This is a genomic window from Pseudoalteromonas sp. SG43-1, from assembly GCF_014164415.1.
Classification (GTDB): domain Bacteria; phylum Pseudomonadota; class Gammaproteobacteria; order Enterobacterales; family Alteromonadaceae; genus Pseudoalteromonas; species Pseudoalteromonas distincta.
Window position 1 is genome coordinate 60,537 of sequence record NZ_JACJFD010000027.1, and the last position, 15,813, is coordinate 76,349.

At 40.7% G+C, this 15,813-nt stretch carries 11 protein-coding genes and 1 pseudogene; 4 read left to right on the top strand and 8 right to left on the bottom strand.

Going from position 1 to position 15,813, the window contains the following annotated elements; translation table 11 throughout:
• Positions 1 to 15: 15 nt before the first annotated feature.
• Together H5159_RS16870 and H5159_RS16875 are read left to right on the top strand one after the other, a co-directional pair.
• Complete coding sequence (locus tag H5159_RS16870; protein ID WP_182780699.1) at positions 16 to 1,494, top strand: SLC5 family protein; 1,479 nt, start codon at positions 16 to 18, stop codon at positions 1,492 to 1,494.
• Positions 1,495 to 1,812: 318 nt separating this feature from the next.
• The gene (locus H5159_RS16875; protein ID WP_182737754.1) at positions 1,813 to 3,945 is read left to right on the top strand and encodes an alpha-galactosidase; all 2,133 of its coding nucleotides are present in this window, start codon (positions 1,813 to 1,815) and stop codon (positions 3,943 to 3,945) included.
• 160 nt (positions 3,946 to 4,105) lie between these two features.
• Here H5159_RS16875 and recG read toward each other — a convergent pair whose 3' ends face one another.
• Genes recG through asnC form a run of 3 tightly spaced genes read right to left on the bottom strand, consistent with a single transcriptional unit; the run spans position 4,106 to position 7,432 of the window.
• A complete protein-coding gene (gene recG, locus H5159_RS16880; RefSeq protein WP_182712474.1) occupies positions 4,106 to 6,187 on the bottom strand; it encodes an ATP-dependent DNA helicase RecG in 2,082 nt (693 codons plus the stop codon).
• 58 nt (positions 6,188 to 6,245) lie between these two features.
• Entirely contained in the window at positions 6,246 to 6,932 is a 687-nt protein-coding gene (gene trmH / locus H5159_RS16885; protein WP_007580009.1) for a tRNA (guanosine(18)-2'-O)-methyltransferase TrmH, read from the bottom strand.
• Between the two features lie 41 nt (positions 6,933 to 6,973).
• Entirely contained in the window at positions 6,974 to 7,432 is a 459-nt protein-coding gene (gene asnC, locus H5159_RS16890; RefSeq protein ID WP_024595831.1) for a transcriptional regulator AsnC, read from the bottom strand.
• A 197-nt stretch (positions 7,433 to 7,629) separates the two neighbouring features.
• Between asnC and asnA the strand changes: the two genes are divergently transcribed.
• On the top strand, positions 7,630 to 8,625 hold the full coding sequence (gene asnA / locus H5159_RS16895; RefSeq protein WP_182716040.1) for an aspartate--ammonia ligase: 996 nt from the start codon (positions 7,630 to 7,632) through the stop codon (positions 8,623 to 8,625).
• A 39-nt stretch (positions 8,626 to 8,664) separates the two neighbouring features.
• Here asnA and H5159_RS16900 read toward each other — a convergent pair whose 3' ends face one another.
• From H5159_RS16900 to gmk, 5 genes are all read right to left on the bottom strand, one after another.
• Positions 8,665 to 10,272 (bottom strand): DUF342 domain-containing protein, encoded by a 1,608-nt coding sequence (locus H5159_RS16900; protein ID WP_182692454.1) that lies wholly within the window; start codon positions 10,270 to 10,272, stop codon positions 8,665 to 8,667.
• 151 nt (positions 10,273 to 10,423) lie between these two features.
• A complete protein-coding gene (locus tag H5159_RS16905) occupies positions 10,424 to 10,816 on the bottom strand; it encodes a RidA family protein (RefSeq protein ID WP_002958826.1) in 393 nt (130 codons plus the stop codon).
• A 12-nt stretch (positions 10,817 to 10,828) separates the two neighbouring features.
• Positions 10,829 to 12,934 carry a bifunctional GTP diphosphokinase/guanosine-3',5'-bis pyrophosphate 3'-pyrophosphohydrolase gene (gene spoT, locus H5159_RS16910; protein ID WP_002958827.1) on the bottom strand — a complete coding sequence of 702 codons (2,106 nt, stop codon included), beginning with the start codon at positions 12,932 to 12,934 and terminating at the stop codon, positions 10,829 to 10,831.
• Positions 12,935 to 13,320: 386 nt separating this feature from the next.
• Positions 13,321 to 13,596 carry a DNA-directed RNA polymerase subunit omega gene (gene rpoZ, locus H5159_RS16915; protein WP_002958829.1) on the bottom strand — a complete coding sequence of 92 codons (276 nt, stop codon included), beginning with the start codon at positions 13,594 to 13,596 and terminating at the stop codon, positions 13,321 to 13,323.
• 124 nt (positions 13,597 to 13,720) lie between these two features.
• The gene (gmk, locus tag H5159_RS16920) at positions 13,721 to 14,341 is read right to left on the bottom strand and encodes a guanylate kinase (protein ID WP_182695900.1); all 621 of its coding nucleotides are present in this window, start codon (positions 14,339 to 14,341) and stop codon (positions 13,721 to 13,723) included.
• A 239-nt stretch (positions 14,342 to 14,580) separates the two neighbouring features.
• Between gmk and H5159_RS16925 the strand changes: the two are divergent.
• Positions 14,581 to 15,705 (top strand): annotated as a pseudogene (locus tag H5159_RS16925) (NAD(P)H-hydrate dehydratase); the annotation flags it as partial.
• Positions 15,706 to 15,813 lie beyond the last annotated feature (108 nt).

The window sequence follows — 15,813 nt, forward strand, 5'->3', positions numbered from 1 at the left end:
GTAGGAGACACACACATGTCAGATAACATTTTACAGCTGGTGGTTTTTGTTTTTGTCACCGCTTTAATTGGTGGCCTTACTTATTGGAAATGCCGAGGCCAAAATCGTAATAACGGACAAAGCCAAACCAAAGAGTATTTTTTAGCGGGCGGTGGCCTTACTTGGATGTTTGTTGCAGGTTCAATAACACTTACTAACTTAAGTACCGACCAACTAGTGGGTATGAACGGTAACCAAATGGCTTTGCTTGTTTGGTGGGAGCTTGCGGCGATTATTGGCTTAATTATTTTAGCCAAAGTGTTTATTCCTGTTTATTATAAATACAACTGTACAACGACCACAGAGCTTTTAGAAAAGCGCTATAACAACAAACATATTCGCGCTGTTATTGGGGGATTATTCTTTTTAGGTAATGCACTTATTTACATGCCAGCGGTAATTTACTCAGGTGCGCTGTTTATGCAAACCATGTTTAAGGTTGATATTCCGCTAATGTATATTGCCACCGCATTTGCCATTGTAGGTGCTATTTATGCGTTTTTTGGTGGTCTACGTGCAGTTGCAGTGTCTGATACTTATAACGGCTTACTGGTACTGGGTATGGCTGTTTTAGTGGTGTTTTTAGCACTAAATGCGATTGATTATGACTTTACGGGTATTCCTGAGGAGCGCTTAACACTCATCGGCGATGCTGATTCACCTATTCCATGGCCAACACTTTTAACCGGTATGATCTTTATTCAAATGTATTACTGGGGTACTAACCAAACAATTACGCAACGAGCCATGGCTGCTCCTAATGTTAAAGAAGCGCAAAAAGGTATATTTGCCGCAGCGGGAATTCGTTTTTTAATCGTCCCTGCCATTGTGGTATTACCGGGTATCATTTCGTTTAAACTTTACGGCGATATTGGCGACGCTGCTTATGGTCGAATTGTAGGTGATGTAATGCCAGCATGGTTAACCGGTGTGTTTGCAGCGGCAATGGCAGCCGCTGTACTCTCTACTTACAACAGCTTATTAAATTCAGCTACAGCACTATACGTGTGTGACATTCACGAAGCTTACTTTAATAAAGAGCCAAGTGTTGTAAAGCTAAGCGGTTACGTAACATTGCTACTAACAAGCTTAACACTGGTACTTGTACCAATTTACCAGCAAGCAGACAGTATTATTAACTTGCTACAGCAATTAAACGGCTTATTAAGTATGCCTATATTCTCAATTTTTGTAGTGGGCTTATTATTTAAAAATGTTGATGCACGTGCAGGTATTGCAGCAGTAATTTTAGGTGTTGTAATGTACGGCATGCTTACGTTTGCAAACTCACCACTACATACTGACATTCATTACATTCATTTAATGCCAATTACACTGATTGTATGTGTAGCTTTTGCATTGATAGTAAATAAAGTGGTATTTGGTTTGAATGCGCAGTGGGCAGGTAAAACACCGACACTTGATGACGCAGGACAAGTACAAGTACAAAAATAGATTGTAAATAGTTTAAGCTGACAAAATCGGTCATGGGGCAACTCTGGCCGATTTTTTATATATATTAAAAGCAATAACAGAATTTTAAAGTAAAGGTTAGTTTAATAACTTTTATTACAGTGGTACTTCCAGTGAGTTTATCTGACTATTTGCGATGTAAAGACTATCAAAAACTAATTTGTATGATATATACTATTATTGAGTGTCACCATCTGATAGATTGTGGCTCAAGCAAAGAGATACATTTAGTAAATAGTGTAGCTTACTAATTTTCGTTATATTTATAACTCACACAATGAACAAGAGGATAGGAAAATCATGGCCGACACTAAATCATTTTATCGATTAGACAGTGTAAACAGCACCGTTATTTTCGACTGCCAGAGCAAAACACCGGCGTTACTGTACTTTGGTAAACGCCTATCTGAGCAAACAACAGAAACAATGCTTACTCAGCTTGCTACCCGTCAAGAGGTAAAATGTGCCGTGGTTGAAGAAGCGCCTATTTCTCTATCTCCTTTATTAGGCGAAGGCTTTACTGGCGCGCCAGGGCTTGAGCTAGTAAATGATTCAATCGCATGGTCAGTTGGGCCAGAGCTTCAAGAAGTGCGTCAGCCTTCAAGTGCGACTGTTGAGTTTGTAAGTGTAGATAAGCTTCGTGGTATTGAAGTCGTGCACAGCATTACGCTTGACAACAACAGTGACGTACTAAGTGCACATACTGTATTAACTAATTTAGGTGACTCACCACTGAGCGTTAATTTTTGCGCCGCGCCAACATTTCAATTGCCAGATAGCGTAAGCAAAATAGTGAGCTTTGAAGGTCGTTGGTCAAACGAATTCCAGCGTCAATCTGTTGATTTAGTGCTTGGCAGCTTTGTACGTGAAAACCGTAAAGGCAAAACATCACACGATGTGTTTCCTGGTTTATTAGTGCATAACGAAAATGCAGGCGAGCAACACGGCGAATGTTACGGCTTTCATTTAGGTTGGAGCGGCAACAATAAACTACGCGCAGAGCTTTTAGCTGAAGGTCGTCGTTATGTACAAATGGGTGAGCTATTACTTCCTGGTGAGCTTACGCTTGCTAAAGGTCAAACGTATCAAAGCCCGAGCATTTATGGCTCGTTTTCAAGTGAAGGTTTTAGTGCGCTTTCTCGTAATTTCCATCGTTTTGTTAAAGCTAATTTACTTAGCCAAGCGCAACGTGAAAAAGCGCGCCCTGTGCATTACAACACGTGGGAAGGTATTTACTTTGATCACGACGTAGACACGCTTAAGCAACTAGCCGACAAAGTAGCGCCGTTAGGTATTGAGCGTTTTGTACTTGATGATGGCTGGTTTAAAGGCCGCCGTGGCGACAATGCAGGCTTAGGTGATTGGACAGTAGATTACAAAATTTACCCTGATGGTTTATCGCCAGTCATTGATCATGTTAATAGCTTAGGTATGGAGTTTGGTATTTGGTTTGAACCAGAAATGGTTAACCCAGATAGTGATTTATACCGCGCGCATCCTGATTGGGTTTTAGGCTCAGAAAATAACGAGCAGTTAAGCTTTAGAAATCAGCTAGTACTTGATTTAACGCGCTCTGAGGTTGTTGAGTACCTATACAAAGCGATTGACGATATTTTAGTTGAATACCCAACTATTAAGTACATTAAATGGGATATGAACCGCGATATTAACCATGCGGGTAATTTTGATGGCAAGCCTGCTGTGCATCAGCAAACATTGGCACTTTATCGTTTAATTGACCGTATTAAAGCGGCGCACCCTGGTCTTGAAATAGAAAGCTGTTCGTCAGGTGGTGCACGTGTAGATTACGGCGTACTTGCACACACAGATCGTGTATGGACGTCAGATTCAAACGATGCGCTAGATCGCCTTGAAATACAGCGTGGATGTTCTTTCTTTTTCCCATCGTCGGTTATGGGTGCACACGTAGGCCCACGCGATTGTCATATCACAGGGCGTAATGTAAGTATTGAAATGCGTGCTGCGGTATCAATGTTTGGCCACATGGGAATCGAAATGGACCCACGTGAACTGACCGATCACGAATACAATGCACTTAAAGCGGCAATAGCACTTCATAAAGAGCATCGTGAGTTTATTCATGCTGCCGATTTATACCGCCTAGATAGCGACGATTTATCAATTAACTTTGGTTTAATTGATGCGCAAAAAACAAAAGCGTTATTTGCCTATAACAGCGTTCGCGAAACACCGCGTACAGCGCCTAATAAGCTTCGTTTTGTTGGCCTAGATTCCGATGCGCAGTACACACTTAATTTAGTGTGGCCGGTAAAATTTGAAGAGTATCGCCCATCTTCTATTGCTGCGGTAAATGGTCAAACATTTACAGGTGAAGCGCTAATGCAGTTTGGTTTACAAATGCCAATTTCATTCCCGCAAACATCGCTTATATTTGAGCTTAATAAAGCTTAAATTTAACTAAGAGAAGTAAAGGGCGAAAATCGCTTTTATGCTGCTCTATTGAGATATCAGAAGTCAGCTCTATATTGTTTAGAGCTGACTTTTTTATATCCTTAGTAAGCTAATTTAGTAAATTAACTTAGTAAACTCAAAAATATAGAAAATAGAGTGGTTACGCTTGCGCGTAATTTTGCTTATTACCCAACCAACGTTGAATTAGCGGGTCAACAACCTCTGGGTGTTGCTTAAGCATTTGCTGTGCAATCGGTCTAACTTGGTTGAGGATGTGCTTATCGCGGGTAAGATCGGCAATTTTAAACTCGGCTAACCCTGTTTGTTTTGTACCGAGTACTTCACCAGGGCCACGAATTTCTAAATCGCGCTCTGCTATCACAAAGCCATCGTTACTATCGCGTAGTACACCTAATCGCTTTTGAGCGGTATGAGACAGTGGTGCGTGGTATAAAAGCACGCAATGCGATGCAGTAGCGCCACGGCCAACTCGCCCACGTAACTGATGCAGCTGTGCTAAGCCTAAGCGCTCAGGGTTTTCTATAATGATTAAGCTCGCATTAGGGACATCTACACCAACTTCAATAACCGTCGTGGCAACTAAAACATGTATATTACCTGCCTTAAACTCGCTCATAATGGCTTGTTTTTCAGCTGATTTCATTCGCCCATGTACTAAGCCTACGTTTAGCTCTGGTAATGCTTCTTTTAACTGTAGTGCACTGTCTTCGGCGGCTTGGCATTGCAGTACTTCAGATTCATCAATAAGTGTACACACCCAATAAACTTGGCGGCCTTGCTCGTTACACGCTAATTTAACGCGGGCAATAATATCGTCTCTGCGAGTATCAGGAAGTGCCACTGTTGTGATTGGCGTACGCCCAGGTGGCAGCTCGTCAATCACAGAGGTTTCTAAGTCGGCATAGGCGGTCATGGCGAGTGTACGTGGAATGGGTGTTGCGGTCATGACTAGTTGATGAGGGTAACAATCACCAAACTTACCTTTTTCACGCAGTGATAAACGCTGGTGGACACCAAAGCGGTGTTGTTCATCAATAACGATAAGCACTAAGTTATTAAACTTAACTTCATCTTGAAATAAAGCGTGAGTACCTACAATCATTTGCGCTTCACCAGAGGCTATTTTTTCAAGTGTTGCTACGCGCTCTTTGCCTTTTGTTTTACCGCCAAGCCAAGCAACTGTTATACCTAGTTGATTAAACCACGTTGTAAAATTAACACCATGTTGCTCTGATAAAATTTCAGTAGGAGCCATTAAAGCGACTTGAAAGCCCTGCGCAATGGCTGTTAGTGCACTAAGTGCTGCTACTAGGGTTTTACCTGAGCCTACATCGCCTTGTACTAAACGCATCATGGGATACGCGTGTTGCATGTCACCTTTAATCTCAGCAACTACGCGGCTTTGCGCATTTGTGGGTGCAAAAGGAAGTTGCTCTAAAAATTGGCTTTCTAATGTGTTTACCGGATTTAATGCCACGGCTTTAACTTGTTGCCCTTGCTCTCGCACTTTTAATAAGCTGAGGTTTTGAGCAAGTAACTCCTCAAATACAAGGCGCTGTTGAGCAGGGTGAGTACCTTGCTCTAATGCAGCTACATCAACATTATTTGGTGGGCGGTGCAGTAATAATAGTGCGTCACTTAGCGGCATATTTGATGGCTGCCACTGTGAAGGCAGTAGTTCTTCTACTGAGTATTTATTTAGTAAATCAATAGCCTGTTCGCTTAAAGCTCTAATCGATAGTTGCTTTAAGCCTTCGGTTGTTGAATAAACGGGCGTTAATGTTGTCGCTACCGGCTGCTCGTTAGAGGTATCGCTGATGCTGTATTCAGGATGACTCATTTCAAAGCCAACACGGCCACGGCGCACTTCACCAAAACAACGTATTATTTTACCAGCGCTAAATGCGTTTTTTTGTGCAGCGGTAAAATTAAAAAATCGTAGTGTTAGCCTGCCAGTACCATCATTGATTTGGCAAACAAGCATGCGCCTTTTTCCAAACGTGATTTGGCTTGTTTCAATTGTTGCTTCAACACTCACGTGGCTATGTAGTGACAACTCATTAATCGCGTATAAGCGAGTGCGATCTTCATAGCGAAGTGGCAAATGAAAAAGCATATCTTGCACAGTTAAAATACCTAGCTTTAACAAACGCTCAGCCATTTTTGGGCCGACCCCTTTGAGCTCTGTAATTGGGTATTGATTTAAGCTAGGTTTAGACAAATTATATCAATCTTATTATTTGTGAATAAGTTAAGTGTACTTACAGAGCTTTAGTCCATCAAGTATGTTTTAAAGCTTGCCAAAATTGCTCGTCAGCGACTATTTCGCCGTTTTCATCAAGTGCAGGATAAGGTAATTTTTTTTGTTTACACTGCCTTGCGATAATAGGGTGGCAGCCTTCAAAGTAAAGTGGATGTTTAACTTCGGCGCTCAACATATCTCTATTATATAAACCAGCCAGCTCGCGTTGGCGCTGTGCTTCAAACAATATTAGCGCAGCAGCAACTGAAACATTTAGCGATTGCACCATGCCTTGCATTGGAATAATAATATTTTGATCGGCATATTCTAGGGCTTTTTCTGATATCCCTGTTTTTTCTTGTCCAACAATAATAGCCGTTGGCTTGGTGTAATCTACTTCTCTAAAATCAACGGCATCTTCTGATAAGTGAGTCGCTAATATTTGTATTTCTGGATTGCGTTCACGCATTGCAGTAACTGCATCATCAATATTTCTATGTAAGTGCGTCTCTAGCCAGTTTTTACTGCCACCTGAGGTATTATTTGTTAGCCATTTTTGCTTTTCAGGCCATACAGCATGTACGTGATGACAACCAACCGCATCAGCACTTCGTACTATTGCAGATAAGTTATGGTGTTTGTGCACGTCTTCTAAGCACACGGTTAAGTCTGTTTGACGGCGCGAAAGTACGTCTTCGATTCTTTGATAGCGAGTTTGCTGCATGGTTATCCTCTTTTTTCGGCAATTATACGAGATTTTTGCAGTTAAGGCATTACCGTACGGCTAATTGGATTTTGTAGAGAAATCAGTGTTTCTGTTGATTGAATGGCTTCTATTGCCTGTATTTTATTAATCAGCACATCTTGTAAGTGATCAATGGACTTTGTCATTACCTTTATAAATATACTGTAGTTACCTGTTGTGTAATAAGCCTCTACCACTTCCTCCAATGCTTCTAGCTTTATAAGTGTTTGTGGGTAATCACGTGCGTTATTTAAATTAATACCTATAAAGCAACACACATCGTAGCCTAGCTGTTTAGTATTAATCGTTAATTGGGTGCCTGTAATGATCCCTGCTTGCTTCATTTTTTCAATTCTTACGTGAATTGTCCCAGCGCTTACATTAAATCTTTTTGCTAATTCGGCGTACGCAGTACGGGCATTTTCCATTAATGCATGAAGTATCTGTTTATCGAGATTATCGATTAAATAATTTTCCATTATATTTTTCTCATAAAATTATCGAATATATGATTTTTATACCACTTAATTGATGGTTTTAATATGTTAAAGCTATTTTTATTATGGGATGTTGAATTAATTCATCAAATCGTTACATTAACCTCATTAAAGGCGCTCATTAGGGCGCTTTTTATAAATTAAGCAAGTAACAATAACTGGGAATGAGGCCAATTATTATGAGTTCACACTATGTGCAGCAACAGCAGCAAATAAGTAAAGTTAAACAATTTTTTTCACAGCAACTAGAAACCCAACTTGGGCTGGTTGAGGTTCAAGCCCCTATTTTGGCTAAAGTAGGTGACGGCACGCAAGATAACTTAAGCGGCCATGAAAACGCAGTTGCTGTAAATGTAAAAGCGATTACAGATAGCCGCTACGAAGTGGTGCATTCATTGGCTAAGTGGAAACGTAAAACACTGGCAACTTATGGCTTTGGTGTTGGTGAGGGTATTTATACTCAAATGAAAGCTTTGCGCCCAGATGAAGATTCATTAAGTCCTATTCATTCTGTATATGTTGATCAATGGGATTGGGAAAAAGTAATTAACGAAACCACAGAGCGTTCGCTGGCAACACTAAAGCAAACTGTTCAATCTATTTATAAAGGGATAAAAGAGACGGAAGCTTTTGTAAGTGAGTCTTATGGTTTGACGCCTTTTTTACCGGACGACATTAAGTTTGTGCACAGTGAAGAGCTACGTAAAATGTACCCTGACTTTAGCGCTAAACAGCGCGAAAAAGCCATTGCACAAGAATATGGTGCTGTATTTTTAATTGGTATTGGTGGCGCGCTTGGTGATGGCAAAATCCATGATGTAAGAGCCCCAGATTACGATGATTGGTCTACGCCAACGTGCGATCAATATATGGGTTTAAATGGTGATATTTTAGTATGGAACCCAGTACTTGAAGACGCATTTGAAATTTCATCAATGGGTATACGTGTAAGTCCTGAGGTTTTAAAAGCGCAGTTAAGTACAACTGGAGATGAAGACCGCTTAGAGTTTGATTGGCATAAAGCGCTACTACAAAGTAAATTTCCGCAAACAATTGGCGGTGGAATAGGGCAGTCGCGCTTAGCGATGCTCTTGCTACAAAAGCAGCATATTGGTCAAGTACAAGTGGGTGTATGGCCGCAGCAAACACATGCTGAGGTAAGCGGTTTACTTTAAATGTGAATAAATTTGAGTGCTCAATAGAGCACTCAGTTATTAGCTTGTTTTGAACTCTATTTCAATTTTGTTATTCAAAAGTTTAACGTTGCACGGAGGGTAATTGCGGATTGTTTTGAGTACTTTATCAAAAATATGAATCTCTACACCTGAATGCAAAACAGAATTTACCGCTAAATTAGCGTCGTTAAGTAAATCGTGTAAGTCGTGATCTAAGTTTGAAAGACGTTTTTCTAATTGCTCTGCCTGCTCACAATAATGCTTTTGAGTAGCACCAATTTTAGTAATTAATAGTTTTTTCTTCTCGGCATCCTTCACTAAATCAGTTTTTTCTAGTGCTGCTTGCAACGTGTCTAGCTGTGCATCTGTTTTAGCTAAGTCTTTAAAGCAATTATCAGTATCAGCGGTTATTTCGGCGCCAGAAGCCGCTAGGTTAATAATCATTTTAGCGCCTGATTCATTCCCTATTTCGCCAGCAATGAGGGTCGTTGCATCGAGTATTTCGCCACCAAATATTTTACCCTTAGGTAAGTCGGATTGACCAACTTGCAGTAAGCGTTTAGCTTTCATTACACAGTGGCTTGTTTGGCGATCAATAAAAATATTATTTGCTTCTAGGTAGCAATACTGTGAATGGGATACGTGAATATCACCTCGTGCAATAAGCTTACAAGACAGTGATTGTTCATCGGCTTTTTGATGGCCAATAATGCCTTGTTTAACGGTGATGTTTCCGCCTGCGGTAAGCTCTCCTGATTCAACAGTGCCAAATATAGTAATATCGCCTTTGGCTGTTACTTTCATTCCAGGGTCTATATTACGGGTAACAATAACACTTCCTTGAAAGTCAATGTGGCCGCTTTTTACGTTTACATCTGAAATGGTAAAAATATCGTCGACACGCATACCATTATTAATTTCAACCGGAACACCTGCAATAGTAGAGACTAGTTCAAGCGGATTTAGCTTTGATATTTCGGTGCCTTCGCCTGCTACTAATTGTTTATTTTCTCCGGGTTTTGCGGGCAGTATGTCACCTATTACGGTGAAGCCTTCTTTACCAGGGGTTGCTGGTTGTTGGCGAATAAGCACAGAGCCTGGCTCTACGCTTGCAAGCTTGCCAAAGTCGCGCATATCCACGCTGCCATCTTCTTTGAGCTTGGGGGTTTTTAAACGGTCTTTTAAAGTCTCTACGGTTGTTATTAGTTTAGTGGCCAAACCATCACTTGGTAGCCTACCTTTAGCTAATACTCCCTTAACGACAGAACCCGCTGTATGCTCAAACTGTTTTTGCAGTAGCAACTCTAAAAATGCTTGCTTATAGCCACGCACAATTCCTGCTTTAACGAGTTGTTTTTTTGCATCTTCTAAACTTAATAATTTTCCGCCTTGGGCAAGGGTTAGCTCGCCAATGGCCAGCATTTTATCGTCGCTAATTGTTACATTTAAAGTGGCATTGTGTTTTGTTGCTACAACCAGAGTGTGTTGTGTGTTTTCGTTTTTAAAAAAATCATTAATAGCGTCATGATCTATTTTGCAGTCGCAAAAAGCTGACTTTTCGAGAGCCTCTAAAATAAATGCAGCGCTGGGAGGAATATGTTCTTTTACATCAAGTAAAACATTTCCATTGTTGGCAAGCTTAAACACGAGTTAATCCTTTTTTACTACTTAAGTTAAGTTTGTTTTTTAAAACACAACTACAGATTGCTAGAAATTTACATTTGAGTCAAGAAGTCACAGAGAACGAAGTGCTAAGAGGGAAAAAAAGGCTATAGAGAGGCTCTATAGCCTGTAATACTTAATTGGTAGAAGGAAGTTCCATTATTCCATCTATTTCAACTTGTGCACCTTTTGGAAGTGCACGAACACCTAATGCAGCTCTCGCTGGGTAAGGTTGCTTAAAGTATTGGCTCATAACTTCATTTACAGTCGCGAAGTTAGATAAATCAGTTAGATAAATATTTATTTTCACTAAATCTTGAATTTGCCCGCCAGCTTCTTCACATACCGCAGTGATATTTTTAAATACCTGATGCGTTTGCTCACTAAAGTCTTCTGAAATCATTTCCATCGTTTCTGGCACTAATGGAATTTGACCAGATAAATAAACAGCGGTGCCTACTTTAACTGCTTGGCTGTAAGTGCCAATGGCAGCAGGTGCTTTGTCGGTAGAGATAAATGCTTTATTCATGTGTTTCCTATTTTACTTTTTACGATAGACTTTTTGTACATCAGGCATAACGCGAATGCGGCGCATAATGTTAGCAACGTGGATACGGTTTTTAACGGTAACCCCTAAATCTATCACGTATAAATTACTTTCTTTTTCATCGGTGGTTATTTCTACAATATTGGCTTGGGTTGTAGTAACAACATTGGTTAATTTAGCCAGAGCCCCCTGATGATTAATAATTTCAACTCTCAGAGCTGCAATATATTCTTTCTCTGGGTTATCGTCCCATTTTACAACTAAGTATTTAGAGCGCTCATTTTCCCAGCCACGGATGTTTTTACATTCTTGGCGGTGAACGGTCAGGCCCTTACCTTGGCTTACATGAGCTGTAATAGCATCGCCAGGTACAGGTCGGCAACACTTAGAGTAATTAACTAGCATGCCCTCAGTACCAATAATGGTCGCTTTGGCTTGGCTGGTAATATCAGTTAAGTCGTCACTGTCATTTTGTAATAGGCGTTTGGCAATTAACATGCTCATTAGGTTACCAGAGCCAATTTCTACAAGTAATTCAAGAAGCGTTGTTAGTTCGTGCTCCTCAAGTACTCTCGCTATATTTTCATCAGCAATGCTATCTAGTTTGTTTTCACCTAATGCTGAATCAAGTAAGCGGCGCCCTAAAAGCATAGCTTCTTCATGATGCTGGCTTCTAAGGTAGTTACGAACGCCCAAACGCGCTTTACCAGTAACAATAAAGTTTAGCCATGTTGCATTAGGGTGAGCGCCTGAGCTTGTTATTATTTCTATAGTTTGCCCTGTATCTAAGGGCCTACTTAAAGGGTGCGGCTTGCGATTAACGCGAGCGCCTACGCAGGTGTTGCCTACATCTGTATGCACGGCATAAGCAAAATCGACTGCGGTAGCACCCATTGGTAGCTCAACAATACGCCCATCTGGTGTAAATACGTAAATTTCTTCTGGGAATAGCTCAGTTTTTACATTTTCAATAAATTCAAATGATGAACCCGCACTTTGCTGAAGCTCTAATAAGCTCTGCATCCACTGGCGAGCACGTTGCTGCGAAGTATTACCTGCGCCATCACCTGCTTTTTTATACATCCAATGCGCCGCTACACCTTTGTCGGCCATATGATCCATATCATGAGTACGAATTTGAATTTCAACAGGTATACCGTGTGGGCCAACTAATGAAGTATGAAGCGATTGGTAACCATTTGTTTTTGGTACTGCAATATAATCTTTAAAGCGTGTTTCAATAGGTTTATAAAGACTATGAGCTACACCTAATACACGATAACACGTATCCATAGAGTCAACTGCAATTCTAAACGCGTAAATATCCATAACTTCGTTAAATAGCAGTTCTTTATTAAGCATTTTTTTATAAATACTATATAAATGTTTTTCACGGCCTGACACAGTTGCTTTAATGCCTGATTCTTCAAGACGTGCTTCTATTTCATGTTGGATATTAGTAATAACTTCTTTGCGATTACCGCGTGCTTTAGCAACTTCCGATTTAAGTGCGCGATGACGCATAGGATATAAAGCTTGAAAACCTAAGTCTTCAAGTTCATTTTTAATATCGTGAATACCTAAGCGGTTTGCAATTGGTGCGTAAATTTCTAGTGTTTCACGCGCTATTCTGCGGCGCTTATCTGGGCGCAATGCGCCTAAAGTACGCATATTGTGTGTTCTATCAGCAAGCTTGATTAAAATGACTCGAATATCCTGAGTCATTGCCATAATCATTTTGCGGTAGTTTTCAGCTTGGAATTCTTTTTTATCTTTAAAGCTAAGCTTATCGAGCTTACTCACACCTTCAACTAGCTCTGCAACAGTCTCGCCAAATATCTCGGCTAAATCTTGTTGACTAAAATCAGTATCTTCAATTACATCATGCATTAGCGCGGCCATGAGCGTTTCATGGTCAAGATGCATGCCTGCAAGAATTTGGGTTACTTCTACTGGGTGCGTTATGTAAGGTTCGCCACTCGAGCGAGTTTGTCCTTCATGGGCCTCTCGGGCTACCACGTAAGATTTTTGAACCAGCTCTACATCAGCAGCGGGCAAGTATTCTGAGATTTTCTTTTTAAGACCTTCAAAAAGATACATTCACACTCCAATGTTCTAGGGCCTGTTGACCTTTCAGGATTAAAATTTGTTCAATCTAGGGCGATTTAATTGTGGCGCGAGGTTTTTAGCCTAGCGGGCTAAGTAAAAATCGAGCAACAAAGAGTAAAGTGCCCCTAGGCAGAACCCTTTAGGCAGCGCATGTTTTGCATTTATGCTGCGTTATCGCCTATTTATGGGGAATAACCACACTACATAGGCTCTGCCTTGCCTAAATACCAAACATACTACTGCAAATTTAACCTCGAAAGATAAACAGCCCTAGTGAAGTAAATTAGGTAAGCTACGAATATACGATGAAAAGAGAGGATTGCCAACGGCTATAGTAGAAATACTGCGCCGTTGGCTAAATCAGACCGGGAGGTCGATTATTGGTTGCCACCAACAATAGCGGCAACAGCAGCTAATTCAGCTGCTTCTTGGTGTTGTTGTTCTTCACGGTCAATTAAGTCCATTGAAGAGCTATCAACTAAACCTAATTCAATTTCACGTAAAGCAACTACCGTTGGCTTATCGTTTTCAGGGTCTACTAGTGGAGTTTTACCACCAACAGCAATTTGGCGGGCACGACGAGCCGCAACTAAAATTAAGTCAAAACGATTACCAACTGCATCTACTGCATCTTCAACTGTTACGCGGGCCATCACAGCACTCCAAAAATAATTTAAATCAAAGACGTAGTTTACTGCAAGCAGCCACTTTCGCCAATAGCCAGTGTTCAATTTTTATCAGTTTTACTTGTCTAAGCCTGATTTAAATAGACTTAAATTATTTAAGCAGGCTATTTAGTAAAACTTGATGGCGTTCTTCTTGCGCTTTTAGGGTTAAGCGCTGAGCCATTACAATCATTTCTATGTCGCCAAGCGCGCTCTCAAAGTCATCATTAACAATTACATAGTCGTATTCGTTATAATGTGATGTTTCAGATTGTGCTTTTGCCATACGAGAGGCAATAACCTCAGCCGAATCTTGCCCACGATTATTTAAGCGTTGCTCTAATTCTTCTTTTGAAGGCGGTAGAATAAAAATAGTTTGTACGCTTGGCATAATTTTGCGCACTTGCTGAGCGCCTTGCCAATCAATATCTAAAAACACATCAATACCCGCATCAAGTTGCGACTCAATAGCTTGCTTTGATGTGCCGTAGTAATTATCGAATACTTGAGCCCATTCAAAAAAGTCATCTTTGGCAATAAGCGCTTTAAATTCGTCTGTAGATACAAAGTGATAATGCACGCCATTTTCTTCACCTGGGCGAGGGGCGCGAGTTGTATGTGATACAGATACTTTCATGTCAGCGTGTTTTTTTAATAACGCATTGATTAAGCTTGATTTACCAGCACCTGAAGGGGCTGATAAAATAAATAAGTTACCGCGAGTTTGTGCCATGCTTTTCTCTACCTAAAAATAAACAGGCTTGGATTACAAGTAAACCAAGCCTTTAATTAACTGCATTATACTTTAATTAGCTCACCTTGCTCAAGTTAGGCGTGCTCAAGTGAGCTATGCCCAAGTTGAAGCGGGAGTGTTAGACTTTAAATAAAATTGCAGTTTAAATTTATCAACAGAACTAGCCGCTAGATATAAGTATTTGATAAGGTGAAGTATCACCTAGTAAAGGAGCCTTTATGCTTAATAAAACCTTATTTACCGCACAACAAGTAAGAGACAATGAAGCTTTAGCGGCTAAAAACAGTCATTGTGATTTATTTACACTAATGCAGCGTGCAGGAGAGGCTGTATATAAGCAATGGCAGTTATTTGATGCGCAGCATGCATTAGTCATTGTTGGCCATGGTAACAACGCTGGAGACGGTTACGTTGTAGCTAGGCTTATTATGCAATCAGGTAAAAAGGTAACAGTATGCGCTGCTGAACCCGAAAAAACATTAAAAGGTGATGCTGCAAAAGCGCAGCAGCTATGGATAGAAGCGGGTGGGGTGGTTTCTCATTTTACAAAAGATGCTCTTAATGAGTGCGATATCGTTATTGATGCGCTCCTTGGTACTGGGCTTAATAGCGCCGTGCGCGATAATTTTGCGAATATAATTAACGCTGTAAATAACAGTGGTAAGCCCGTAATAAGCATTGATATTCCATCAGGCATTGAAGCAAATACAGGACAGCCTTTAGGGTGCGCAGTACAAGCTACTTCAACCGTTACTTTTGTAGGTATAAAGCAAGGGCTCACAACGACGGCAGGTAAACAATATAGCGGTAAGTTAGTTTTTGATGATTTAGCAATTGGCGATGCGTTTACTTGTATAGCTCAATCATCAGGAACCTTGATAAATATTAATAGCTTTAAAGGAATAGCCACGCGGGCAATCAATAGTCACAAAGGCAGCCATGGCAAGCTTTTATGTGTGGGTGGCAATCAAGGTACTGCAGGTGCAATTAGGTTAAGTAGTGAAGCAGCTCTTAGAACGGGTGCTGGCATGGTAAGGGTGTATACACACGAAAGCTCAATAACGCCTATTAGTATTGGCAGACCAGAGCTTATGGTAAGCAGTAATAACTTACATCAAGCGCTAGAGTGGGCAAGCTGCGTTGTTATTGGCCCAGGGCTTGGGCAAGACGAGTGGGCACAACAAACATTCGATGAAGTAATGCAATATTGCCAAAACAATAAAATGCCATTGGTTATAGATGCAGACGCCCTTAATTTACTCGCTAAGCAAGCTTCATCGTATATGTTAGAGCAATGCGTACTTACGCCACATCCAGGCGAAGCTTCGCGTCTTGTATCTCTCATTGATAAATGATTAGCTATCATTTATCACATCGAAGTCAGTGAGCTTGCCTTCGCGTCTAGTATTTAATACTGCTCCGTAGATAAAGCCCTGACTTTCTATTCTCAC